Below are 23,131 nucleotides of genomic sequence, written 5' to 3'. Positions count from 1 at the left end.
GCAATGAAAACGTCTATGTGTATGTCCCATCGGCAGCCGTTGCCAACCCGACTCACGCTGTTGGCAGCGCTGCTCTTGTTGTCCGCTTGTACTGTGGGCCCTGATTTCCAACGACCTGCGGCGAGCCTGTCGCAGCACTACGACGCCCAGGCCGAACAGCAACTCGGTGAATCGGCCCCGGCCCAACATATCGACATGGACCACACGCTCACGGGCAATTGGTGGTCGGGCTTCCGTTCGCCGAAGCTCGACCAGGTGATGCGCCGCGCCATCGACGGCAACCTGGAACTGGTCGCCGCCGATGCCACGCTGCGTCAGGCGTCGGCCTTCGTCGCGGCCTCGGAAGGTGCGTTGTATCCGCAAGTCGATTTCGCCGCATCCGCCGGCCGCCAGCGGACCCACAACGCGCCCCGGGCAGCCGTCGCGAACGTCTATGGGGTTGGACCACGGGTGGCGTTTGACCTCGATGCGTTCGGTGGCAACAGCCGACGGGTCGAACAGCAGCAGGCAGCGAGGGATCTGCAACGGCATCGCTACGAAGCGGCGTACCTGACCTTGACCGGTGACGTCGCCAGCCAGGCGTTGTTACTGGCCTCGGCCAACGCACAGATGCAGGCGGTGGAAACGCTGCTGGCCAACGATGGAAAAAACCTCGACCTGGTGCGCGCCGCCCACCTCAATGGCCTGACGACCCAAATCGACGTGACCCTGGCCGAAACCCGCCTCGCCCAGGACCGTACACTGCTGCCGCCGCTCGCCCAACAGCGCGACGCCGCGCGCCATGCCCTGTCGATACTGGCGGGAAGGGGCCCGGCGGACTGGATCGCCCCGGACTTCACGCTGGATGAGCTCGCCTTGCCCGCCGACATTCCCGTCAGCTTGCCATCGGAGCTGGCCCACGCCCGGCCGGATGTGCTGCAAGCCGAAGCCGAGCTGCACATCGCCAGCGCCGCAGTGGGGGTCGCCACCGCCAATCTCTACCCGCATATCGAATTGTCGGCCTCGCTGACACAAGCGGCCTCGGGCAATGGCGGTGCTGCGCTTTGGGGCTTCGCCGCCGGTCTGACCGCACCGATTTTCAACGGCGGGACGCTCAAGGCGGAACGGCAGGCGGCCATTGATGGCTACAACGCGTCTCTCGCCCGCTATCAACAGACGGTCATTCAATCCTTCGGCCAGGTCGCGGACACGCTGCAAGCGATCAACCACGGCAGCGAACAGCAGCGAGCCCAGGACGACGCACTGCGCGCCGGTGAAACCAGTTTGCAATTGAACCGGCAAGCCTACGCCCAAGGCGAAAACAGCATCCTGCAAGTACTGGAAGCAGAGCGCGCCTATCAACAGGCGTTGCTCGGCCAGATCCAGGTAACGACCGCGCGCTATCTGGATACGGTGCGGCTGTTCGTGGCGCTCGGTGGCAACAGCGTCGGTGTCCTGGAGCAAACGTCGCATCACGCGAAATCTCTTGCCGATAACGGCTCAGATCAAAGATCTTTTGGAGAACAACCATGACTTACGAAGCGTTTCACGATGACTTGGGCGCGACACGAATCGCGTTGAACAACGGCGTGGGCACCCTGCCGGCGGTGGGCTTTGGCACGCTGTTCCGGGACCTGAACAGCACCACTGAGGCAGTGAAGTGCGCACTGGAGGTCGGCTTCCGTCACTTCGATTGCGCCGAACGCTACCGCAACGAGGACAGGATCGGCATGGCGTTTCAGGAAGTGTTCGCCACCGGCAGGATCCGCCGCGAAGATGTGTTTATCACCACCAAACTGTGGAACACCAACCACCGTCCCGAGCGGGTCAGACCGGCTTTCGAAGCGAGCCGCCGGCGCTTGCAAGTCGACTACATCGATTGCTACCTCATCCACACCCCGTTCGCCTTCGCCCCGGGTGAGGACCAGGAACCGCGGGATGCATTTGCGCATGTCATCTATGACGGTGGCGTTAGCCTGATTGAAACCTGGCGAGCGCTGGAGGCGCTGGTGGATGAAGGCCGCTGCAAGTCCATCGGACTCTCGGACATCACTCTGCCCGCCCTCCAGGGGATTGTCGCGGCGGCGCGTATCAAGCCCGCCGTGGTGCAGATCGAAGCCCACCCCTACCTGCCGGAATGGGAACTGTTGGAGTTCTGCAGACAGCACGGCATCATCGTGCTCGCCTTCGCCCCGCTCGGTCACGGCATGACGCCGAGCGTGCTGGAAGACGCGGTGATCACCGGCATCGCCAAGCGGGTAGGCAAGACTCCAGCACAAGTGGCGCTGGCCTGGGCGGTGCAGCGCGGATCGGCCTTCTTGACCACCTCGTCGACACCGAGCCACATCCAGGAAAACTTCAACATCGCGACCTTGCCGCAGCGGGCCATGCAGGAGATCAAGGAAGAGATCACCACCCGTATCCGCTTCAATTCGGTAGTGGAAACCGGTGTTCCCGGCTTCATTCCGCGCAAGCAGTGAGATCCGATACAGCGGCGACTCGTTGCGTGGTCTTCGTTTTTTCCGTCCGGTAAACACGGGGCCAGCCCCTATAATTTGCGACTCATCATCCGAGGTGACAGCGATGGATGTCTTCCAGACCATGCGGTGCTTCATTGCCGTCGCCCAGGGCGGCAGCTTTACAGCCGCCGCCGAGTTGCTCGACACCACCACGACCAACGTGTCCAAGGCGGTTTCCAGCCTCGAAGCCCGATTGCACGTGCGCCTGATCAACCGCACCACCCGGCGCCTGGTCCTGACCGAAGCCGGCGTGCGCTACTTGCAACGCTGCGAGAAGATTCTGGATGAGGTACGGGAAGCCGATGAAGAAGCCGGCACGGCGCAGACCCTGCCGGCAGGCAGGCTGAAGATCCATACCATGTCGGCCATCGGCAATCATTACGTGATCAACGCCATTGCGCGCTATCGGGAAATGCATCCCTCGGTGATGTTCGACCTGACCCTGACCAACCGGATGCCCGACCTGCTCGAAGAAGGCTACGACATGTCCATCGTTCTGGCTCGCGACCTGCCCGATTCCGGTTTCGTCGCACAACGGCTCGGCGCCATCTACAGCGTGCTCTGCGCCTCACCGGCTTACGAGGCAAAGCGTGGACTTCCGGCAACGCCAGGCGCCCTTTGCGAGCACGACTGCCTGAGAATCGTCAATACGGTCATGCCGGTGGAGAATTGGACATTCGAGGGACCCGAAGGCAGGGAGACGGTCACGGTGCCCGTGTCTCCCCTGCATATCAACACGGCTGACGGGATGACCGTCGCCATAGAAAATGGCATGGGGATTGGCATCCAGCCGATTGCTTCGGCGGTGAAAGGCCTGAAGGCAGGTACCTTGACGCGGGTGCTGCCCGACTACCATCTGGAGGAACTCAACCTGTTCGCGATCTACCCGTCGCGAAAGTTCGTCGATGCGAAAATCAGGACCTGGGTGGCGTTTCTGAAAACGGCCATCCCCGAGCTGCTGGCATCGGATGAGGCCATTGCAGGCACAAGAAAATCGCCGGACCTTTGATTGATCGGTGGCGTCGAATGGAGTGTCGACCCTCCATCGTCCGCACGGTGCTCAACCGTTGGAACAAGCACTGCCCATCACTTGATACTGCAAGACATGCCGCTGGCCATGAGAATCTTCATAGGTCATCTGTTGCGACACCGGCCCACAGGTATCACCTGCGTCGCTGATAGAAATCACTCGTTTGATGTCCAGACTGGTGGAGTAGCTATAGATTTCGACCGCCCCGTTGTCGGCGTCGGCCATTGCCGAGGAATCATCGGCATAAGCCTGTGCACCGATACCGCCCAGGACCAGAAGCAACGCCCATTTTGAAAGTTTCATGCTATTCACCGTCTCATTGAAAGGTTCACCCATGGGCCGTTTGCTCATGGGTTGGAGACGATGCTAAGGACTGCTCCTCCTAGGAAACATCGGTCGGTTGGACAAACACTCTGTCCAGAAAGCGTATGAATGATGAGGTGATGCACTCAGGCTTGCGCAGGCGCGTCCAGTTCAGACGCCCAACACCCCACGAAACCCTCTCGCCGCGTAATACGACTGCACGCCGTTGTGGTACACGAACACCCTGCCATAACGCCGGTCACCGAATATCGCGCCATCCAGCGAGCGAACGTCAGCGGGTGTTGCCAGCCAACTGGACGTCTTCAGGTCAAATGCCTCCAACGCCTGCAACTCGCGGTACTGATCCTCCGTCATCAGGGCGATGCCCATCTCTTCGGCCAGCTCAAGCGCACTGCCCCGAGGTTTGTTTTCCTTGCGCGCGTCCAGGGCGGCGCGGTCGTAGCAAAGGCTTCTGCGGCCGGTCGGGGTTTCCTTGGCGCAATCGCAGAAGGTCACGCGGCCGGTTTGCTTGTCGTGGCCGATCACGTCCGGCTCGCCTCCGGTGGTTTCCATGGCCTGGAGGGTTTCAAGCGCGGCGGGGTTGCTTTCAAGCCGGGCCCGGACGTCAGGCCATTGAAGGTCCGGGTGGCGATGAGGGTTTTGTTCGAAGCGGGATTCCAGGGTGTGCAGGAGGTTTTCCTGTTCTGTTTTTTTCATGGCGTTGGCGTCCTAGAACAGAGTGCCGGTGAACACTTGGGCGTTATGGAACTTCGAGTGCCCAGCCACCGCATTCGTATATTGCTCGACCAGGTCATAGGCCCCCAAGTCGACCATTTCGATGTTATTGGGCGCCGTAACGGATTTGGTCATGGGCTGGATGACCAGGCCTTTCACCACGGGAGGACCCGGGTTGATCAAGGCGTTGAGGATTTTCCTGACCATGGTGGCCTTGGCGAACACATCCGTGGTCGAGGTGCTGGCGAGGCTGCCGTTGGTGCCCAAAAGGCCGACAAGGCAGTAGAAGACCCAGCAGGGTGACATCTGCCAGCCATACTTGGCTTCGTTGAGGGAGGCATCCACGCTGCCTTTGCATTCGACGATGATGTATTCCTCTACCACGCCACTGATCAGGTTGCGCTTGACCCATATCTGGTCGATTCCATTGGTGCGGCCTGAAGAGGCTTTGCCGATCTTCATCTGGTATTCGTTGCCGAGGACGGTAATCAGCAATTTGGCGGCGGCATATTCACCACGGGTTTCGCTGGCGAAATGTGTGGCGTTGGAGTTCTCCAGGTTCTGGAAGTGGTTCTGGATTCTGTTTCCCGATTTTCTGTCATTGACCGAGAACTTGTGGGAAATCCCCCCATGGGTTTGCAGCCAGTTATATAGCTTCGCCTGCGCGGTGGGGTCCGAGCTGAGCAGGTTCCAGTAGTTGAGCGCAATCGGATCGGGCACGGGTTGACACAAGACGGCTCGGCGTTCGATGACCTGTTGGGCGGCATAGGTTGTGACAGGGTTGGTTGTCCCGAATACCTGCTCGACGTCGGGGTGGTAGTAGCTGCCTTTGGTGAATTGCTTGTCCCGTGCAACGGCCTCCTTGATCTTCACGGCATCCAGAGTGTCCAGCAACACCAACTGATCGGCTCGGTCAGGATTGCCGTAGTCCGAAGTGAGGCCATGCCTGTTGGTGATTTGATTGAGTACATGCCTCCACTCCTGTCCGGTGGTATCCACTTGGGTGATACCCAGGCTGCCGAGGGGCGTGAAGGGATAGCTGCCGGTCGTCAGGGTCAGTGGCTTGGAGTCAAATGCGGTGTCGGGGGTGAAGAACAGATTGGTTTTTTTGCCATCGCGCTTTTCCTTGGGAGCCAGCTCCATGATTTTTATATTCAATGGATCCTTTAGGTTGGTGTAGTCATTAAGCTGATTCATTGGAATCCCTCCCGAGGCATCCGGCGCGGATATTTCACTCTAGACAGGGGAATTCGGGTCGTCCAGCGGGGGGAATTGCCTTTGCGCCGACTGTCCGTATCGAGGTGACGGACAGGTTGCATTCACGGACAGGCTCGCCCCACAGGGCATCGCCAGTTCTGTGCGTGATAACCCAGCCGCCAAGGCCTATGCTGACCCAATCCCCTCGACAGGCCACCCGTCATGATCCAATGCAAACGCGCCTACGACGTACCCACCGCCGGCGATGGCCAGCGTGTGCTGGTTGACCGCCTGTGGCCGCGCAATTGCCGCAAGGATGAGCTGAACATCGATGCATGGCTCAAGGAGGTTGCGCCGTCTCCTGAATTGCGCAAGGCGCTAAAGGGCGATGAGATGTCCTTTGATCAGTTCAAAACAGCCTATCGCCACGAGCTGGGCGCGCAACCGCAGCACTGGTGGAAGCTGGTGGACATTGCGCTCAACGGCAATCTCACCCTGGTTTACGCAGCGCGCTCGACCACCGAAAACAATGCCGTGGTGCTGGCCGAATGGCTGGAGGATGAGGTGGAGAAACGGGCGCAAATGAGTTCGCCTGCGTGTTATCTGCCTGAGTTTCCGGGCCACTGAACCCGAGGTGACTGCGAACGTTTTTCCGCCCGACAGATCTCCAGAGCCCACCACTGGATGCCTTGCGACATCCCTATCTTCAGCTATAGCTAAGCTTTTACCGCTCATTGAGTGAAGCAGGGATGTCAGTCACCCGGAAGATGACGGTGGTGCAATTGAACAGTGCCGACGCAAACCGTCAGCGCACAGCATTCCGGAGGCGGGCCAGTACCGGTGAACCTCTTGAATAAAACCACTTCGGGGGGCCTGTCATGACGGAAAACAAGCACACGCTCGGGATGCTCACACTGCTGGTCAGCAGCCCGCCGGATAAACGCACGGTCTTTGGTCGAGCGCTGCTTCAGCTGATCAACGACGTGGAGCAACGGGCCATCAGCCTGCTGGTGTCCGAATCCCTGAGCGACGCCACGTCAATCCTGAATTCGGACCCGGCGATTCAATGTGTCCTGCTCAGTTGGGAAATGGACGACAGCGAGGACCATGATGAATGCATCAAGCTGCTGACCAATCTGCGTGAACGCAACACCCGGGTACCGGTTTTCCTGATCAGCGATCGCAGCAGCGCCTCCAGTATTCCCCTGGTGGTCATGCAATACGCCGACGACTTCATCTGGCTGCCGGAGGACACCAGCCGCTTCCTCAGCGGGCGTGTCCTGGCGGCCATCGAGCGGTATCGCAAAGCCTCCCTGCCCCCGATGTTCGGTGCGCTGGTCAGGTTTGCCAGTTCCTACGAATACTCCTGGCATACCCCCGGCCATGCGGGTGGCACGGCGTTTCTCAAAAGTACTGCTGGCCGGGCGTTCTACGAGTTCTTTGGGGAAAACCTGCTGCGTGCCGACCTGTCCATTTCGGTCGGGGAGCTGGGCTCGCTGCTGGATCACAGTGGTCCCATCGGCCAGGGTGAGCGCTACGCGGCCAAGGTGTTCGGCGCCCATCGCACGTACTACGTCACCAACGGCTCCTCGATGTCCAATCGTGTGATCCTGATGGCCAGCGTCACCCGTAACCAGATCGCCCTCTGCGACCGCAACTGCCACAAGTCTGCCGAGCATGCGATGACCCTGTCGGGGGCGCTGCCCACCTACCTGGTACCCGTCCGCAACCGCTATGGCATCAGCGGTCCGATCCTGCCGCAAACCCTCAGCGCCGAGGGGGTGAAAGCAGCCATCGCAAACAACCCGCTGGTCAAGAAAGGTATCGACCCGACACCGGTGCACGCGATCATCACCAACTCCACCTACGACGGCCTGACCTACAACGTCACTCGTGTGGAAGAATTGCTCGGGCAGAGCGTCGATCGTCTGCATTTCGATGAAGCCTGGTACGGCTATGCGCGCTTCAACCCGCTCTACCGCGACCGCTTCGCCATGCACGGCAACCCCGACGAACACGATGATTCGAAGCCGACCGTGTTCGCCACCCAGTCGACACACAAGCTGATTGCTGCCTTGTCCCAGGCCTCGATGATTCATGTTCGCAATGGCCGCAACCCGATCGAACACGGGCGGTTCAACGAGTCGTTCATGATGCATGCCTCGACCTCGCCCAACTACGCGATCATGGCCTCCTGCGACGTCAGTTCGGCCATGATGGAGGCACCGAGCGGACAGATCCTGACCAGCGAATCCATTGAGGAAGCCGTTGCATTTCGCCAGGTCCTGTCGCGCATGCATAACGAGATGTCGAGCAAGCAGCAATGGTTCTTCACCTGCTGGCAGCCGTCGTCGGTGCGCGTTGGCGCCAGCCAGATGCCATTCCATGCGGTCGACCCGGTGTTGCTCAAAACGGACCCGAGTTGCTGGGTGCTGCATCCGAACGAGGTCTGGCACGGCTTCGGCGATATCGAAGAGGACTATTGCATGCTCGACCCCATCAAGGTCTCGGTATTGAGCCCTGGCATGGGTGACGATGGAAACCTGCTCGACTTCGGCATCCCGGCCTGCGTGCTGAAGGCCTACCTGGAGCACCAGGGCATCGTGGTCGAGAAAACCACCGACTTCACCATCCTGTTTCTCTTCTCCATCGGCATCACCAAAGGAAAATGGGGCACCCTGGTCAACGCCCTGCTCGACTTCAAGCGCGACTATGACGAAAACACCGAGCTGGAGCTGTGCCTGCCGGACCTGCTGTCGGCCAACCAACAGCGCTATGCCGGCATGGGCCTCAAGGACCTGGCCGATGAGATCTTCGCCGCGATGAAAAGGAACAAGACCACCTCGACCATGGCCCAGGCTTTCGGCACGTTGCCCAACGCCGTGTACAGCCCGGTGCAAGCCTACGAAAAACTGGTGCGCAACGATGTCGAGCAAGTGACCTTGGAGGAAGCAGCCGGACGCATCGCCGCCACCGGCATCGTGCCGTACCCACCGGGTATCCCCTTGCTGATGCCGGGGGAAAGCGTCGGTCCTGCGGACGGGCCTTTGCTGGCGTATCTGAAAGCACTGGAGGGCTTCGATAGAGCCTTCCCGGGCTTCTCCCATGACACCCATGGAATCGAAGTGGAGAACGGCGAGTATCGTTTACTGGTCTTGAAGCCCGGCAGGACAGACTTCGATTGAGAGAAGGCGCCGCCTCCTGGCGCCCCTCCCTCCAGCGAGTCCTGAGGTCAAGCCAGAAGGTGCTTGGAAATCACCTTGGAGATCTCAACGATTCCCGTCTTGCCGGTGAATTCGAACTTCACCTTGCCCAGGGACGAGAAGTAGATCTCCAGCTCGGAATCCAGATCGAAAGTGCCGGATGTTTCGACCGAGTAAGCCACGATGTTCTTGTACGGCAGAGAGGTAAAGTCTTTCTTGCTGCCGGTGATGCCTTGTACGTTCACCGCAATGATGCGTTTATTGGTGAAAACCACGCCGTCACGCATGGATTTATAGGCGTCGATGACCTGCTCGCCGTCCAGCAGCAGGGCCGTGACACGCTCGGCATATTCATCGTTCTGCTTGAGCTTGAAGAAGCCTTTGTTGTTGAAGTCGATCATCCGTAGGTCCTTGTCGAGTTGAAAAGCGTTCCAGGCTTCCTGGGCAGATGAAATTGTGAAGCAATCGCAACAGGTATCACAAGGACAGGAAACGGACCTTTCCAGCGTCCGCCGGAAACATGCAGCCTCGCCACGGTTCCTCGACTTTGTCCCGCCGGCAGCATTGAAAGCCAGTAGCCATTACGGCTCGTTTATGGTTTCCTGCTGCCGTTACAGTTGTTGGCTGAAGCCTTTCACCCAGTGCCGGTCACGATGCTTGCGACTCGGCCTTGGAGACGCTGAAGCCTCCCTTCGAGGCGTTAACCGTACGGACGATTCTTCCGTTATCGACCGTCACAATCCCCAGGCAGACTGTTTTCTGCCTAGACTTGCAACTGTCCCGACGTGCGTTAGGGTTGAATGAGCCCGCACGATAAATACAAAAATAACGAGGTATCCCCACAATGTTCAAACCAATCTGGAAAGCACTCGTCTGTACCCTCGCCCTCAGTGCATTGAGCACGGCCATGGCGGCTGATCCGGTCATCATCAAATTCTCTCATGTGGTGGCCGAACAAACGCCCAAGGGCCAGGGCGCGTTGCTCTTCAAGAAGCTGGTGGAAGAACGGCTGCCGGGCAAAGTGAAGGTGGAGGTCTACCCCAACTCCTCGCTGTTCGGTGATGGCAAGGAGATGGAAGCCTTGCTGCTGGGTGATGTGCAGATGATTGCGCCGTCACTGGCCAAGTTCGAGCAATACACCAAGAGCGTGCAGTTGTTCGACCTGCCGTTCCTGTTCGATGACATCTCCGCCGTGGACCGATTCCAGTTGAGCCCTGATGGGCAGAAGCTGCTCAAGTCCATGGAAAGCAAAAACATCACCGGGCTGGCTTATTGGCACAACGGTATGAAGCAGCTGTCGGCCAACAAGCCGCTGCGTGAACCCAAGGATGCCCGTGGCCTGAAGTTCCGGGTACAGGCCTCAGCCGTGCTGGAAGAACAGTTCAAGGCGGTAAACGCCAACCCGCGCAAGATGAGTTTCGCCGAGGTGTACCAAGGCCTGCAGACCGGCGTGGTCAATGGTGCCGAGAACCCGTACTCGAACATCTACAGCCAGAAAATGCATGAAGTTCAGAAGTACATCACCGAATCCAACCACGGTGTACTCGACTACATGCTGATCACCAACACCACGTTCTGGAACGGCCTGCAACCCGATGTCCGTGCCGAACTGGACAAGATCATCAAGGAAGTCACCGCCCAGGTAAACAAGGAAGCCGAGCAACTGAACCAGGATGCCAAGCAAAAGATCATCGATGCCAAAACCACCGAGATCATTACGCTCACACCTGAACAGCGTGGCGAGTGGCGCGACAAGATGAAGCCGGTATGGAAGAAGTTTGAAGGCGACATCGGTGCTGATCTGATCAAAGCGGCCGAAGCCTCCAACAAGGCTCAGTAATGGGTTGGCCGGTGCCGCCACGGCGGCACCGGCTTGTCGTCCCCCTGCAGGAGATGTCCTCCATGAACGCTTTTCGGCGCACCTGGGAACACTTCGAGGAAGGTTTCATTGCCTTCCTTCTGGCCGCCATGACGTTGGTCACTTTCGTTTATGTCGTGCTCAATAACCTCTACACCGTTTTTTACAGCATTGGCGACAACTGGCCTGCCGCCAGCGAGTCGGCATTTGCCATTGGCGACGGCATCATGAATATGGCCCAGGCCATGACCTGGAGCAGCTCGCTGACCAAGGCGCTGTTCGGCTGGCTGATCTTTTTCGGCTTGTCGTATGGCGTGCGCACCGCCGGACACATCGGCGTCGACGCGCTGGTGAAACTGGCCAGCAAGCCAGTACAGCGCTTTATCGGAGTGATCGCCTGCCTGTTCTGCCTGAGCTACGCCGGGCTGCTGGCGGTGGCGAGCTACGAATGGATCAATACGTTGATGATCGCGCAGATCGGCGCCGAGGACCTGGGTCAATTCGGCATCATGCAATGGCACATCGGGTTGATCGTACCGGTGGGCTTTGCCCTGGTGTTTATCCGCTTCGCGGAAATCCTCGTGCGCATCCTGAGGAATCGTCAGACAGGCCTGGGCCTGGCCGATGAAGCGGCGGAAGCGATGAAGCTGACCGAACACGAGGAAGACAAACCATGACCATTGCCTTCCTGTTTGCGGCACTGTTTGCCCTGATGCTGATCGGCGTGCCCATTGCCATTTCTTTGGGGCTGGCCGGTTCGCTGACCATTATTTTCTTCAGCCCGGACTCGGTACGCTCCCTGGCGATCAAGCTGTTCGAAACCTCTGAACACTACACGCTGTTGGCCATTCCATTCTTCCTGCTGGCCGGCGCGTTCATGACCACAGGCGGCGTGGCGCGACGGCTGATCGACTTCGCCAACGCCTGCGTCGGTCACATCCGCGGCGGCCTGGCGATTGCGGCAGTGCTGGCGTGCATGCTGTTTGCGGCGCTGTCCGGCTCAAGTCCGGCGACGGTGGCGGCGGTTGGCTCCATCGCCATTGCCGGCATGGTGCGCTCGGGTTATCCACAATCGTTCGGCGCCGGTATCGTGTGCAACGCCGGGACACTGGGAATCCTGATTCCGCCCTCGATCGTGATGGTGGTGTATGCCGCCGCGACCGAATCCTCCGTGGGCAAGTTGTTCATGGCCGGTGTGATTCCCGGGGTGCTGCTGGGTATTTCGTTGATGGTAGCGATCTACATCGTCGCAGTGAAAAAGAACCTGCCGGCCCTGCCCCGGGCAACGTTCCGTGAATGGCTGTCTACGGCGCGCAAGGCGTTGTGGGGTCTGCTGTTGATGATCATCATCCTCGGCGGGATCTATTCGGGGATGTTCACCCCAACCGAAGCAGCTGCGGTGGCTGCGGTGTACTCGGCGTTCATCGCCTTGTTCGTCTACAAGGACCTCACGTTCCGTGAAACGCCGAAGGTACTGCTGGAGTCGGCCAAGCTGAGCATCATGCTGATGTTCATCATCGCCAACGCCATGCTCTTCGCCCATGTGCTGACCACCGAGCAACTTCCCCAGCAAATCACCGCCTGGGTGATCGATGCAGGGCTCACCCCCGTGACGTTCCTGCTGGTGGTGAACATCGTGCTGCTGGTTGCCGGCGCATTCATGGAGCCATCGGCAATCATCCTGATCCTGGCACCGATCCTGTTCCCTATCGCCACGCAACTGGGTATCGACCCGATCCACCTGGGCATCATCATGGTGGTGAACCTGGAGATCGGTTTGATTACACCGCCGGTGGGCCTGAACCTGTTCGTGACCTCAGCGGTGACCGGCATGTCCCTGCCCGCCACCATCCGAGCGGCCTTGCCGTGGTTGATGATCCTGCTGACGTTCCTGATGCTGATCACCTATGTGCCGTGGATCTCGTTGGCGTTGCCGAACTGGTTGGGGATGAATTAATCCCCGGCCTGCCGGAATCGTGGCGGCGGCGGTTTTCTCCCGGAGTTCGAAAAGGAGATCGGAGCGGATCTGCTCAAGGTGGTGCAGATCGCCAACCAGGCTCAATGACCGAACTGCCGATCGACTGTGGGAGCAAGGCTTGCCCGCGATAAAGACGCCTCGGTTCCAGAACCATCGCGTTGACTTCAGCGCAGGGGATCGGCACTTCATCGCCCTCGCGGCATTGATCCGCAAAAACAGAACCCTGCAAAGGTTTGAGTCTCAGCCTTGCAGCGGCGCCCTTCAGGGCGTCGCTGTGACCTGTGGGTGCCGCGGCATTCCTGCGATGCTGTGGCGTGGTCAGATTCGGCGGTTGCGCCGGCGATTCCACAAGCCCCCGACCACCGCCGCGATGATCACCACCCCGGCATTACCGAACAACCAGATCGCAAAGTTACGGCTCTGATCCGCCTCGCTTTCGTAGAACGGCCCAAAGTAGTTGCCGACCGCGATGAAAACCAGATTGAACGCCCCGACGGCCAGGACAATGATCAGGAGGACAAACAACGTTCCCTTGATGACGTTCATATGACTCTCCAGAACCAGATGTCCTTGGAGTCATGGAAATCCGAAAACGTACCTTCGATCGAAAAACCCATCTGTATACGCACGTAGCTCATCCAATCCGTCAGGCGCCGACCATTCCATAAGTCGATGTGGTCACCACTGCGACCGGCAGTGGTTTCATTTGCCCGACGCCAGAAGTCCTTGAAAAAAATGACACCCTGCTGCCCATTCAGGGCATCTTCGAAGTCTTCACTTTTGACGGCCTTCATAGGCTGCAAGCCGGGAATCCTGGCGTGGTTCAAGGCGTTGGCGAGTTCTTCGGCGGCCAGTATGTGCCCTTCGCTTTTGGGGTGCTGCCAACAATGGCGCACGCTTTTGAGCTGGCTTATGTCGGCACCGGCGCGACGCAGGGCTACGCCGAGGTTGATCGCACATTGGTCGCTGAAGTTTTTGGCGCCTTTGGTTCTGCAGGGCGCGGCATCGCCGAATATCTGCGGATGGCTGCTCCATAATTTATCGAATGTGAACATCCTGCCCCTTCCTTAGGTTCTCGATTCTGACGGCATAGCCTAGCAGATACTGAGGGCCCTCTCTTGGACGGGCATCCTGCGGTCGGCGATTTTTCTCCTAGACTTGTCGTTGTCCGCTGTACGCCCGGTTTTGAATGAGCCTATACGATAAAGACAAATAAAAAGGGAAGCCTGCAATGCTCAAGCCGATATGGAAGACACTCCTCTGCATTTTCGCCCTCAGTGCGTGGGCCACCGCGATGGCCGCTGAACCGATCGTGATCAAGTTCTCCCACGTCGTGGGCGAGCAGACACCCAAGGGCCAGGGCGCGTTGATGTTCAAGAAGCTGGTGGAGGAACGGCTGGCGGGCAAGGTGAAGGTCGAGGTGTATCCCAACTCCACCCTGTATAACGATGACAAGGAGATGGAGGCCCTGCTGCTGGGGGATGTGCAAATGATTGCGCGGTCGTTGGCCAAGTTCGAGCAGTACACCAAGACCGTGCAGTTGTTCGACTTGCCGTTCCTGTTTGACGACATGGCCGCGGTGGAACGCTTTCAACAGAGCCCCGAGGGCCAGAAGCTGCTCAAGTCCATGGAAAACAAGAACATCGTCGGCCTGGCCTATTGGCACAACGGCATGAAGCAGTTGTCGGCCAACAAACCCCTGCGCGTACCCGATGATGCCCGTGGCCTGGTGTTCCGGATACAGACTTCCGCGGTATTGGAAGAACAGTTCAAGGCCGTGGGCGCCAAGGCGCAGCCGATGATTTTTTCCGTGGCATACCAGGCGTTGCGCGCGGGTGTCGTCAATGGCGCGGAAAACCCTTATTCAAACTTCTACAACCAGAAGCTGCATGAGGTGCAGAAGTACGTCACCGAAACCAACCACGGTGCACTCGACTACATGTGGATCACCACGTCCGATTTCTGGAATGGCCTGCCGCCGGACATCCGCGCAGAACTGGACAAGATCGTAGTTGAGGTGACCGCCTATACCAACGGTGAGGCAGAGCGGTTGAACCAGCAGGACAAGCAACACGTCCTGGACGCCAAGACCACCGAGATCATTACCCTCACGCCGGAACAGCGCAACGCCTGGCGTGACAAGATGAAGCCGGTGTGGGGGATGTTCGAGAAGGAGATCGGGACGGACCTGCTCAAGGCGGCGCAGGCGGCCAATCAGGTTCAGTGATCGAGCTGCCTGTGGCGAGGGGATTTATCCCCTCGCCACAGGCGTGGTGTCTGCTGCTCTTGATCATCCCTCCTCCTCAATGCCAAAGCGCACTGCGTTATGATCCCTGCTCCACCTGAGCCAGAGCCTTACCCGCGCATGCCGTTCCCCCCTGATATCCCCACTGTCCTGCCCCCTGTCCTGGTCGGCCCGCTGTTGCGGCGGCTGGAGCCCACGCGGTTGGTGATGTGGCTGGTAGGGACGCGGTCGCTGGCGTTGACATTGCAGGTGGAAGGTGTGGGCGATCTGGCGCTGGAGGCCGAACGCTGCACGGTGGTACCGGTGGGGCAGCACGCGTTTGTGCACCTGATCGATGTACGGCTCGACCAGCCATTGCCTCAGGACATCGCGCTGGAATACGACCTGTTGGTGGACGGCGCGCCCATCGCCGAGTGGGCGCCGCACCTGCTGTATGGCGAGGCTAAACGGCCGACCTTCGTGCTGCATTCGCGTATCGGGCAACTGGTCCACGGCTCGTGTCGCAAGCCTCATCATCCGGCCAACGACGGCTTGCTCTGTGTCGATCGGCTGCTCGCCCAGGCTACCGGGCAACGGCCGGCGCTGTTGATGATGAGTGGCGACCAAGTCTACGCCGATGACGTGGCCGGGCCGATGCTACGGGCGATTCACGCGCTGATCGAGCGGTTGGGGTTGTTCGAGGAATGCCTGGACGGTGCAGTGGTGGAAGACAGCGCCCGGCTTTATCGGCACCCGGCCAGCAACTACCACCGCGCCGATCTGTTGCCGGCCCTGGAAAGCAACGAAACCCTGCGCGAGCGATTTTTCGGCGGCGCGCGCAAGCCGATTTTCACCAGCAGCAGCGCCGACAATCACCTGGTGACCTTCGCCGAGGTCTTGGCGATGTACCTGCTGGTCTGGTCGCCGGTGCCATGGACGCTGATCGACCCGCAGCCACCCGAACTGACACCCGAACGACGCCAGCGCTACGCGTTGGAGCAGCAACGCATCGATGGCTTCAAGGCCGGCCTGGGTAGCGTGGCGCGGGTGTTCGCGCACCTGTCGAGCCTGATGATCTTCGACGATCACGACATCACCGATGACTGGAATCTGTCCGCGCAATGGGAAGAAACAGCCTATGGTCACCCGTTCTCCAAGCGCATCATCGGCAACGCGTTGATCGCCTACATGCTCTGTCAGGGATGGGGCAACAACCCCGATGCGTTCGAAGATGTGGTTCGCCAGACCGTGGCCCTGAGCGACACGGCACGGGACCGCTACCTCGACAGCGGCCCCCAGGACTCCCTGATCGATACCTTGCTGGGCTTCCAGCAGTGGCACTACGTACTGCCCAGCACCCCGGCCCTGGTGGTGCTCGACACCCGCACCCGCCGCTGGCGCAGCGAACGCAACCTCAGGCATCCCTCCGGTTTGCTGGACTGGGAAGCCCTGAGCGAACTGCAACAGGAACTGCTGGACCACCCTTCGGCGATCATCGTTTCGCCGGCGCCGATCTTCGGGGTGAAGCTGATCGAAACCGTGCAGCGGGTGTTCAGTTGGTGTGGTTATCCATTGCTGGTGGACGCGGAAAACTGGATGGCCCACCGCGGCGCAGCCCAGGTGATCTTGAACATTTTCCGACACTCGCGGACCCCGGGGAACTATGTAGTGCTCTCAGGGGATGTGCATTATTCCTTCGTCTACGAGGTCTTGATCCCGCACCGCAAGGGCGGCCCGTGCATCTGGCAGATCACCAGCAGTGGCATCAAGAATGAGTTCCCACCGGTGCTGCTGGAATGGTTCGACCGCCTGAACCGTTGGCTCTACGCCCCACGTTCGCCCTTGAACTGGTTCACCCAGCGCCGACGCATGCGCATCATCCCCCACACCCCGGAACATGCCGAGACGGGAGAGCGCTTGTGGAACTCGGCCGGGATCGGGCAGGTGTTTTTCAATGAGCAAGGCCAGCCCACGCAGATCTACCAGCACAACGCCAACGGCAAACCGCCGACGCGGATGCTGGGACCGCGTTGACGGCGCGACTTCGCCGATTCCGGTAGACCGCTATCGCGAGCAGGCTCGCTCCCACAAGGATCCGTAGCGTCCCGAATACCGCATCCACCGCAGATCTCTGGTGGGAGCGAGCCTGCTCGCGATGACGGCAGCAGATCCCACCGGCTCGGATAGACCGCCATCACACTCCCAACAGCCTCACCCCAACACTTCACCCGCCACCTGATCAATGGCGTCTTTGGCGATGTCAACGATCAGGTCCGCGTCTTCGCGGCTGAGGATCAGCGGTGGGGCAAAGCCCAGGATGTCGCCGTGGGGCATGGCGCGGGCGATCATGCCGCGTTCCAGGCAGGCAGCCGAAACCTTGGGACCGACTTTCAGAGCGGGGTCGAAAGCTGTGCGCTGTTCGCGGTCGGCCATGAATTCCACCGCCGCCAGCATGCCGTCCCCGCGCACTTCGCCCACCAGCGGATGGCCTTCGAGGGTTTCACGCAAGCGACGATTCAGGTAGCCACCGACCTCCTCGGCATTGGCGGTGAGGTTTTCCCGCTCGAGGATGTCGAGGTTGGCCAGTGCCGCCGCCGCGCAGATCGGGTGCCCGGAATAGGTCCAGCCATGCCCCATGGCGCCTTCGGCCTGTGAGGCTTTTTCGATTACGCCCCACACCTTCTCGCCGATGATCACTGCCGACAACGGTGCATAGGCACTGGTCAGGCCCTTGGCCGTGGTGATCAGGTCCGGCTTGAGGCCGTAGCGCTGGCTGCCCATCTTCGAGCCGAGGCGACCGAATGCGCAGACCACTTCATCGGCAATCAGCAACACATCGTATTTATTCAGCACCGCCTGGATCGCCGCCCAGTAACCGGCCGGCGGAACGATAATGCCACCGGTGCCCATCAACGGTTCACCGATGAACGCCGCCACGGTGTCAGGTCCTTCGGCCAGGATCATCTTCTCCAGCTCATCGGCGCAGTAACGCACGAAGGTCGCCTCGTCCATGCCCACCGGCGCTTTGCGATACCAGTGCGGGCAGACTGTGTGCTTGACCCCTTCCACCGGCAGGTCGAAGTGCTGGTGAAAGGTCGCCAGCCCGGTCAGGCTGCCGGTCATGATGCCCGAGCCATGGTAACCACGGTCACGGGAGATGATTTTTTTCTTCTGCGGCCGCCCCAGCACGTTGTTGTAATAGCGCACCAACTTGACCTGGGTTTCGTTGGCATCGGAGCCGGACAAGCCGTAATAGACCTTTTTCATCCCCTGTGGCGCCCAGTCCATGATGCGGCTCGACAGTTCGATGATCGCCTCGCTCGAATGGCCAACATAGGTGTGGTAGTAGGCCAGCTCCTTGGCTTGCTTGTAGATGGCGTCGGCAACTTCGGTGCGGCCGTAGCCGATGTTCACGCAGTAGAGGCCGGCAAAGGCATCAATGAAATCGCGGCCCTCATGGTCACGGATGCGCACGCCCGAGGCGCTCTTGATGATCCGGCCCTTGAGCGCACCGCTGGCGTGGTCATGGGCGTGGGTCGACGGATGCATGAAATGCGCGCGGTCTTGCTCGAATAGCGTGTTGAGTTCTTGGCTCATGCGGATTCTCCTGGGAACTGGCCTTGATGGTGCAGGCAAAAGTATTTGGTTTCGACGAAGGGCTCGAAGCCCTCGCTGCCCCCCTCGCGGCCAAGGCCCGAGGCTTTCATGCCACCGAAAGGGATCGGGTGGCCGGTGAACTTGACGCCGTTGACCGCCACCATGGCGTGATCGAGACGGCGGATCAGCGGGTAGATGAGGTCCAGGCGGTTGGAGCAAATATAGGCCGCCAGGCCGTACTCGGTGTCGTTGGCCATTTCGATGGCTTCATCCAGGGTGTCGAACGGCATCACCCCGGCGATGGGTGCAAAGTTTTCTTCACGGTAGATGCGCATCTGCGGCGTGACATCGGCCAGGACTGTTGGCTGATAAAACAATCCGCCCAGGGCGTGAGCCTCGCCACCCACCAGGCGTTGCGCGCCAAGGGCCAGCGCGTCGGCAACCCGGTCGGTGGTGGCATCGAACGCGGCCTGGTGCATCAACGGACCGACGTCAACGTCCTGCTCCTGTCGATCGACCATGGCCGGCCCGACCCGCAAGGCGCGGACCGCTGCAGCGAAACGGCTGACAAACGCCTGGTACAGCGGACGCTGGACCATGATCCGGTTGGCCGCGCAGCAATCCTGGCCCGAGGTCTGGAACTTCGCTTGCACCGCGACTTCGACCGCCAGCGCCAGGTCGGCATCGGCGCAGACGATGAACGGCGCGTTGCCGCCCAGTTCCAACGCGACTTTCTTCACATCGTGGGCCGCCGCTTGCAGCACCAGTTTGCCGACCCGGGTGGAGCCAGTGAAGCTCACGGAGCGCACACGCCGGTCCTTGACCAGGGTTTCCATGGTCATCTGCGGCTCGCCCAGCACCACATTGAACACTCCGGCAGGGAAGCCCGCTTCCTCGGCCAGTTGCGCCAGGGCCAGGGCCGAATACGGCGTCTCGTGGGCCGGCTTGATGACTACGGTGCAACCGGAGGCCAGCGCGGCGGCGGCCTTGCGGGTGATCATCGCCGAGGGAAAGTTCCACGGAGTCAGCAGCGCGCAAACGCCAACAGGTTCCTTGATCGTGCCCAGGTGGGCATTGGGAATGTGGCTGGGAATGTTCTGCCCGTACAAGCGTCGGGCCTCTTCGGCAAACCAGGGGATGAAACTCGCAGCGTAGGCGATTTCACCGCGGGATTCGGCCAGTGGCTTGCCCTGCTCCAGGCTGAGGATGCGCGCCAGGTCTTCACGGTGCTCGAGGATCAACGCTGCCCAGCGGCGCAGGACAGCGCCGCGGGCGTCCAGGCTCAGCTCGCGCCATGCCGGAAACGCACGATGGGCTGCGTCCACTGCCGCGACGATCTGCGGCGGGTCGAGCATGGGCACATGGCCGATCACCGTGCGGGTGGCGGGGTTGTGCACGGCAACACTGTCACCGCTGTCGCTGTGGACCCAATGACCATCGATGTAGCAAAGCGCTTTGAACAGCAGCGGATGTTGGTAAGTCATGACGTTCACTCCAGAGCGTGTGCATGACCCCATGCTAGGGCAGCTGCACTTGAGTAATCGGGTGATTGCCGGGGGTGAAACCGTGGTTTTTTTCTGAAGGAGCAGCCCGTAAAAGTGGTTTCTGCCGTGCTCAGGACGACTACACCAACTCCGCCGGGACGGCTCCGGTGGTCTTGATGGTTTTGGTGACGATGTAGGTGAAATAGCGCTCGATGCCGAGGTCTTCGAGCAGCAGTTGATCGACAAAGCGCTGGTAGTGATCAACGTCCGGCGCCTGGATCATCGCCAGGTAATCCACTCCGCCGCCGGTGGCGTAGCAAAACGCGACTTCCGGTGCCGTAGCCATGCGCAGCTCGAAACGGCGCATGTCCTGGGCGGTGTGCCGGGCGAGGGTGATCTCAACCAGTACCTGTTGGCGCTTGAACACCGCCCCCCAATCGATCTGTGCCCGGTAGCCGGTGATCAGACCGACCATCTCCAGCTTGCGCACCCGCTCCCAGGTCGGCGTCACCGACAGGTTGATGGCCTCGGCCAGGCTCGACTTGGTAATCCGCCCGTCCTCGGCGAGGATCTGCAGAATCTTGAGGTCGTAGCGATCGAGTTTGTGCACGAGGAGAATCTCCAGAAACTGAGGGAATGTGTGGGAGCAAAGCTTGCTCGCGATTGCGCCAAGTTGGTCAGCAATAACATTGACTGGCCTGCCGCTATCGCGAGCAAGCTTTGCTCCCACAGGTTTTGCGCCGTTTGATCCTTAAATGACTCGTACCAGGGCAAGCCTTACTCCCACTAGCCCTCCCGCCACAGGGTGTCCCGCTTGACCAGGCAATCACGCCAACACATCCGCAATCACCGCCAATGTATCGCCGCACTGCACCAGCCCGGGAAAGTGCCGCGCCGCCAGCAATCCGCTGCGGGCGGCGCGGTATTCCACCGGGGCGACGCCGCTGCGGGTGGCGTCGTGGATGCGCGCCACCACCTCGCCCCGGGTCACGTGCTCACCCAGGTCACGGCACATCTCCAACAAACCGTCATGCTCGCTGGCGATGAAGCAACTGGCGTCCGGCATGTCGAGCATCAGCGATGGCTGCAGTTGGATCTCCCCCCGCAGGATGCCGGCGTGAACCAGCAGGTTACGTACCCCACGCTCGGCAATCGCCACGCTGTGGGCCGTCGATGAGCCGCCGCCGCCCAGCTCGGTGGTGACGAACACCTTGCCCTGGGATTCGGCGGCCGTGTCGTACATCGCCCCGGCGTCCAGTTCCAGCATGCGCATGCAGTACGGCGCGTTGAAGGCGAGCATCCCGGCTTCGCAGCGGGCTTGTTGCTGTTTGTCCGGCAGCACATGGCAGGCAGCGAACGGCAGGAAATCCAGGGTCCGACCGCCGGAGTGGATATCCAGGACAATGTCCGCCAACGGCAGCAATGTGCGAGTGAAGTAGTCGGCGATTTTCTCGGTGACGGTACCGTCCGGCCGGCCGGGGAAACTGCGGTTGAGGTTGCCTTTGTCGATGGGCGACGTCCGGCGCCCGGCGTGAAACGCCGGAGTGTTCATGAACGGCACGATGATCACGCGTCCAGTCACCTCCTCGGCCGTGAGGCGCTGCGCCAGTTTGCTCAGCGCCACCGGGCCTTCATACTCGTCGCCGTGGTTGCCGCCGCTGAGCAAGGCCGTCGGGCCGCTGCCGCGCTGGATTACAGTGATGGGGATCATCACCGCGCCCCAGGCCGAGTCGTCCCGCGAATACGGCAGCTTGAGGAAACCGTGCTGCACGCCCTCGCGGCTGAAGTCGACCGTGGCGTTGATGGGATTGGCGGGCAAATCACTCATGGTTCAATCCTTCACGAACAGTTGGCGGGGCACGTTGCACAGCGTCTCGACGCCCGTCTCGGTGATGAGGATGCTTTCGGTGATCTCCAGGCCCCAGTCATCCATCCACAGCCCCGGCATGAAGTGGAAGGTCATGCCCGGTTGCAACACGCTGGTGTCGCCGGGACGCAGGCTCATGGTGCGTTCGCCCCAATCCGGCGGATAGCTGATGCCGATGGGGTAGCCGCAACGGCTGTCCTTGTGGATACCGAATTTCTCGAGCACCTTGAAGAACGCCACGGCGATGTCCCCCGTGGTGTTGCCCGGCTTGGCCGCGTCCAGGCCGGCTGCGATCCCTTCGACCACCGCCTTTTCACCGTCGAGGAAGTGCCGGGGCGGCTTGCCCAGGTAAATGGTGCGCGACAACGGGCAGTGATAGCGCTTGTAGCAACCGGCGATCTCGAAGAAGGTGCCGGCGCCCTTTTCGAACGGCGAGTCATCCCAGGTCAGGTGCGGCGCGCTGGCATCGGCGCCGGTGGGCAACAGCGGCACGATGGCCGGGTAATCGCCGCCATGGCCGTCGACGCCAAGGATGCCGCTTTGATAGATCTCGGCCACCAGTTCGTTCTTGCGCATGCCCGGCTCGATCCGTTCGAGGATGCGCCCGTGCATGTTCTCGACGATGCGCGCGGCAATGCGCATGTAGGCGATTTCCTGGGGCGACTTGACCGCCCGTTGCCAGTTCACCAGGCCCACGGCGTCCACCAGTTTCGCCTGGGGCAAATGGCGTTGCAGCGACAGGTAGGCGGCGGCGCTGAAGTAGTAGTTGTCCATCTCCACGCCGATGGTCAAGGCACCCCAGCCCCGGGCGATGATCACTTCCCGGGACAGATAGTCCATGGGATGGCGCTCGCGGGACTGCACATAGATGTCCGGATAGCCGACGATGTTGTCGGCCTGCATGAACACCGTGCGCCGGGCACCGTTGGCGTCCTGGCCGCGCCCGAACCACACCGGCTCGCCTTCCAGCGCCAGCAGAACGCACTGGTGTACGTAGAACGACCAACCGTCGTAGCCGGTGAGCCAGGCCATGTTCGACGGATCGGTGACCAGCAACAGTTCCAGGCCCTGGGCCTGCATCGCCGCGCGAACCTTCGCCAGGCGCTGGGCGTATTCCTCCCGTTGGAACGGAAGCTTGACGACTATCTCTGACATCC

At 60.5% G+C, this 23,131-nt stretch carries 21 protein-coding genes; 10 read left to right on the top strand and 11 right to left on the bottom strand.

Annotated features, from left to right (window positions below):
- Positions 1-3: 3 nt before the first annotated feature.
- The 3 genes from QZH45_RS06075 (at position 4) to QZH45_RS06065 (ending at position 3,507) form a co-directional block, all read left to right on the top strand.
- Positions 4-1,512 carry an efflux transporter outer membrane subunit gene (locus QZH45_RS06075; RefSeq protein ID WP_055135708.1) on the top strand — a complete coding sequence of 503 codons (1,509 nt, stop codon included), beginning with the start codon at positions 4-6 and terminating at the stop codon, positions 1,510-1,512.
- Complete coding sequence (locus tag QZH45_RS06070) at positions 1,509-2,459, top strand: aldo/keto reductase (RefSeq protein ID WP_053192571.1); 951 nt, start codon at positions 1,509-1,511, stop codon at positions 2,457-2,459. Before QZH45_RS06075 ends, QZH45_RS06070 begins: the two co-directional genes overlap by 4 nt.
- 103 nt (positions 2,460-2,562) lie before the next feature.
- Positions 2,563-3,507 (top strand): LysR family transcriptional regulator, encoded by a 945-nt coding sequence (locus QZH45_RS06065; RefSeq protein ID WP_055135707.1) that lies wholly within the window; start codon positions 2,563-2,565, stop codon positions 3,505-3,507.
- A 51-nt stretch (positions 3,508-3,558) separates the two neighbouring features.
- On the opposite strand, the gene QZH45_RS06060 is transcribed toward QZH45_RS06065, so the two are convergent.
- From QZH45_RS06060 to QZH45_RS06050, 3 genes are all read right to left on the bottom strand, one after another.
- On the bottom strand, positions 3,559-3,831 hold the full coding sequence (locus tag QZH45_RS06060) for a DUF2790 domain-containing protein (protein WP_024777586.1): 273 nt from the start codon (positions 3,829-3,831) through the stop codon (positions 3,559-3,561).
- Positions 3,832-4,002: 171 nt separating this feature from the next.
- Complete coding sequence (locus tag QZH45_RS06055) at positions 4,003-4,548, bottom strand: DUF4256 domain-containing protein (RefSeq protein ID WP_055135706.1); 546 nt, start codon at positions 4,546-4,548, stop codon at positions 4,003-4,005.
- 12 nt (positions 4,549-4,560) lie between these two features.
- On the bottom strand, positions 4,561-5,763 hold the full coding sequence (locus tag QZH45_RS06050) for a hypothetical protein (RefSeq protein ID WP_152980112.1): 1,203 nt from the start codon (positions 5,761-5,763) through the stop codon (positions 4,561-4,563).
- A 222-nt stretch (positions 5,764-5,985) separates the two neighbouring features.
- Between QZH45_RS06050 and QZH45_RS06045 the strand changes: the two genes are divergently transcribed.
- The gene (locus QZH45_RS06045) at positions 5,986-6,390 is read left to right on the top strand and encodes a DUF488 domain-containing protein (protein WP_024777583.1); all 405 of its coding nucleotides are present in this window, start codon (positions 5,986-5,988) and stop codon (positions 6,388-6,390) included.
- Between the two features lie 251 nt (positions 6,391-6,641).
- Positions 6,642-8,948 carry an Orn/Lys/Arg decarboxylase N-terminal domain-containing protein gene (locus tag QZH45_RS06040; protein WP_055135704.1) on the top strand — a complete coding sequence of 769 codons (2,307 nt, stop codon included), beginning with the start codon at positions 6,642-6,644 and terminating at the stop codon, positions 8,946-8,948.
- Positions 8,949-8,995: 47 nt separating this feature from the next.
- Here the strand turns inward: QZH45_RS06040 and QZH45_RS06035 are convergent, their stop codons facing one another.
- A complete protein-coding gene (locus QZH45_RS06035; protein WP_024777581.1) occupies positions 8,996-9,367 on the bottom strand; it encodes a PH domain-containing protein in 372 nt (123 codons plus the stop codon).
- A gap of 443 nt (positions 9,368-9,810) precedes the next feature.
- Between QZH45_RS06035 and dctP the strand changes: the two genes are divergently transcribed.
- The 3 genes from dctP (at position 9,811) to dctM (ending at position 12,781) form a co-directional block, all read left to right on the top strand.
- Positions 9,811-10,806, top strand: a complete 996-nt coding sequence (dctP, locus tag QZH45_RS06030; protein ID WP_024777580.1) for a C4-dicarboxylate TRAP substrate-binding protein DctP — start codon at positions 9,811-9,813, stop codon at positions 10,804-10,806.
- A gap of 62 nt (positions 10,807-10,868) precedes the next feature.
- Positions 10,869-11,501: a TRAP transporter small permease gene (locus tag QZH45_RS06025; RefSeq protein ID WP_024777579.1), complete on the top strand. Its 633-nt coding sequence runs from the start codon at positions 10,869-10,871 to the stop codon at positions 11,499-11,501.
- Positions 11,498-12,781: a C4-dicarboxylate TRAP transporter large permease protein DctM gene (gene dctM / locus QZH45_RS06020; RefSeq protein WP_024777578.1), complete on the top strand. Its 1,284-nt coding sequence runs from the start codon at positions 11,498-11,500 to the stop codon at positions 12,779-12,781. Before QZH45_RS06025 ends, dctM begins: the two co-directional genes overlap by 4 nt.
- A gap of 339 nt (positions 12,782-13,120) precedes the next feature.
- Here the strand turns inward: dctM and QZH45_RS06015 are convergent, their stop codons facing one another.
- Together QZH45_RS06015 and QZH45_RS06010 are read right to left on the bottom strand one after the other, a co-directional pair.
- The gene (locus tag QZH45_RS06015) at positions 13,121-13,348 is read right to left on the bottom strand and encodes a hypothetical protein (protein WP_024777577.1); all 228 of its coding nucleotides are present in this window, start codon (positions 13,346-13,348) and stop codon (positions 13,121-13,123) included.
- Positions 13,345-13,857, bottom strand: coding sequence for a type VI secretion system amidase effector protein Tae4 (locus QZH45_RS06010; RefSeq protein ID WP_055135703.1), 513 nt, complete (start codon positions 13,855-13,857; stop codon positions 13,345-13,347). Before QZH45_RS06010 ends, QZH45_RS06015 begins: the two co-directional genes overlap by 4 nt.
- 176 nt (positions 13,858-14,033) lie before the next feature.
- Between QZH45_RS06010 and QZH45_RS06005 the strand changes: the two genes are divergently transcribed.
- On the top strand, positions 14,034-15,029 hold the full coding sequence (locus tag QZH45_RS06005) for a TRAP transporter substrate-binding protein (RefSeq protein WP_024777575.1): 996 nt from the start codon (positions 14,034-14,036) through the stop codon (positions 15,027-15,029).
- A gap of 138 nt (positions 15,030-15,167) precedes the next feature.
- Positions 15,168-17,060 carry an alkaline phosphatase D family protein gene (locus QZH45_RS06000; protein ID WP_069018466.1) on the top strand — a complete coding sequence of 631 codons (1,893 nt, stop codon included), beginning with the start codon at positions 15,168-15,170 and terminating at the stop codon, positions 17,058-17,060.
- A 177-nt stretch (positions 17,061-17,237) separates the two neighbouring features.
- Here QZH45_RS06000 and QZH45_RS05995 read toward each other — a convergent pair whose 3' ends face one another.
- The 5 genes from QZH45_RS05995 to doeA form a co-directional block, all read right to left on the bottom strand.
- On the bottom strand, positions 17,238-18,623 hold the full coding sequence (locus QZH45_RS05995) for an aspartate aminotransferase family protein (RefSeq protein ID WP_024777573.1): 1,386 nt from the start codon (positions 18,621-18,623) through the stop codon (positions 17,238-17,240).
- On the bottom strand, positions 18,620-20,107 hold the full coding sequence (locus tag QZH45_RS05990; protein WP_024777572.1) for an NAD-dependent succinate-semialdehyde dehydrogenase: 1,488 nt from the start codon (positions 20,105-20,107) through the stop codon (positions 18,620-18,622). Before QZH45_RS05990 ends, QZH45_RS05995 begins: the two co-directional genes overlap by 4 nt.
- Before the next feature lie 139 nt (positions 20,108-20,246).
- Positions 20,247-20,717 (bottom strand): Lrp/AsnC family transcriptional regulator, encoded by a 471-nt coding sequence (locus tag QZH45_RS05985; protein ID WP_024777571.1) that lies wholly within the window; start codon positions 20,715-20,717, stop codon positions 20,247-20,249.
- Positions 20,718-20,933: 216 nt separating this feature from the next.
- Entirely contained in the window at positions 20,934-21,935 is a 1,002-nt protein-coding gene (gene doeB / locus QZH45_RS05980) for a N(2)-acetyl-L-2,4-diaminobutanoate deacetylase DoeB (protein WP_024777570.1), read from the bottom strand.
- Between the two features lie 3 nt (positions 21,936-21,938).
- Entirely contained in the window at positions 21,939-23,129 is a 1,191-nt protein-coding gene (gene doeA, locus QZH45_RS05975; protein WP_055136026.1) for an ectoine hydrolase DoeA, read from the bottom strand.
- Positions 23,130-23,131 lie beyond the last annotated feature (2 nt).

The sequence above is a fragment of the Pseudomonas corrugata genome (genome assembly GCF_050920615.1).
Classification (GTDB): Bacteria; Pseudomonadota; Gammaproteobacteria; order Pseudomonadales; family Pseudomonadaceae; genus Aquipseudomonas; species Aquipseudomonas corrugata.
Note: the sequence above shows the minus strand (reverse complement) of the source record. Positions and strands in the feature narration are given on the sequence as shown.

Bases quoted from the DNA above. Each gene is read 5' to 3' on its own strand.
- QZH45_RS06075 (WP_055135708.1), top strand. From the start codon at position 4: ATGAAAACGTCTATGTGTATGTCCCATCGGCAGCCGTTGCCAACCCGA.
- QZH45_RS06070 (WP_053192571.1), top strand. From the start codon at position 1,509: ATGACTTACGAAGCGTTTCACGATGACTTGGGCGCGACACGAATCGCG.
- QZH45_RS06065 (WP_055135707.1), top strand. From the start codon at position 2,563: ATGGATGTCTTCCAGACCATGCGGTGCTTCATTGCCGTCGCCCAGGGC.
- QZH45_RS06060 (WP_024777586.1), bottom strand. From the start codon at position 3,831: ATGAAACTTTCAAAATGGGCGTTGCTTCTGGTCCTGGGCGGTATCGGT.
- QZH45_RS06055 (WP_055135706.1), bottom strand. From the start codon at position 4,548: ATGAAAAAAACAGAACAGGAAAACCTCCTGCACACCCTGGAATCCCGC.
- QZH45_RS06050 (WP_152980112.1), bottom strand. From the start codon at position 5,763: ATGAATCAGCTTAATGACTACACCAACCTAAAGGATCCATTGAATATA.
- QZH45_RS06045 (WP_024777583.1), top strand. From the start codon at position 5,986: ATGATCCAATGCAAACGCGCCTACGACGTACCCACCGCCGGCGATGGC.
- QZH45_RS06040 (WP_055135704.1), top strand. From the start codon at position 6,642: ATGACGGAAAACAAGCACACGCTCGGGATGCTCACACTGCTGGTCAGC.
- QZH45_RS06035 (WP_024777581.1), bottom strand. From the start codon at position 9,367: ATGATCGACTTCAACAACAAAGGCTTCTTCAAGCTCAAGCAGAACGAT.
- dctP (WP_024777580.1), top strand. From the start codon at position 9,811: ATGTTCAAACCAATCTGGAAAGCACTCGTCTGTACCCTCGCCCTCAGT.
- QZH45_RS06025 (WP_024777579.1), top strand. From the start codon at position 10,869: ATGAACGCTTTTCGGCGCACCTGGGAACACTTCGAGGAAGGTTTCATT.
- dctM (WP_024777578.1), top strand. From the start codon at position 11,498: ATGACCATTGCCTTCCTGTTTGCGGCACTGTTTGCCCTGATGCTGATC.
- QZH45_RS06015 (WP_024777577.1), bottom strand. From the start codon at position 13,348: ATGAACGTCATCAAGGGAACGTTGTTTGTCCTCCTGATCATTGTCCTG.
- QZH45_RS06010 (WP_055135703.1), bottom strand. From the start codon at position 13,857: ATGTTCACATTCGATAAATTATGGAGCAGCCATCCGCAGATATTCGGC.
- QZH45_RS06005 (WP_024777575.1), top strand. From the start codon at position 14,034: ATGCTCAAGCCGATATGGAAGACACTCCTCTGCATTTTCGCCCTCAGT.
- QZH45_RS06000 (WP_069018466.1), top strand. From the start codon at position 15,168: ATGCCGTTCCCCCCTGATATCCCCACTGTCCTGCCCCCTGTCCTGGTC.
- QZH45_RS05995 (WP_024777573.1), bottom strand. From the start codon at position 18,623: ATGAGCCAAGAACTCAACACGCTATTCGAGCAAGACCGCGCGCATTTC.
- QZH45_RS05990 (WP_024777572.1), bottom strand. From the start codon at position 20,107: ATGACTTACCAACATCCGCTGCTGTTCAAAGCGCTTTGCTACATCGAT.
- doeB (WP_024777570.1), bottom strand. From the start codon at position 21,935: ATGAGTGATTTGCCCGCCAATCCCATCAACGCCACGGTCGACTTCAGC.
- doeA (WP_055136026.1), bottom strand. From the start codon at position 23,129: ATGTCAGAGATAGTCGTCAAGCTTCCGTTCCAACGGGAGGAATACGCC.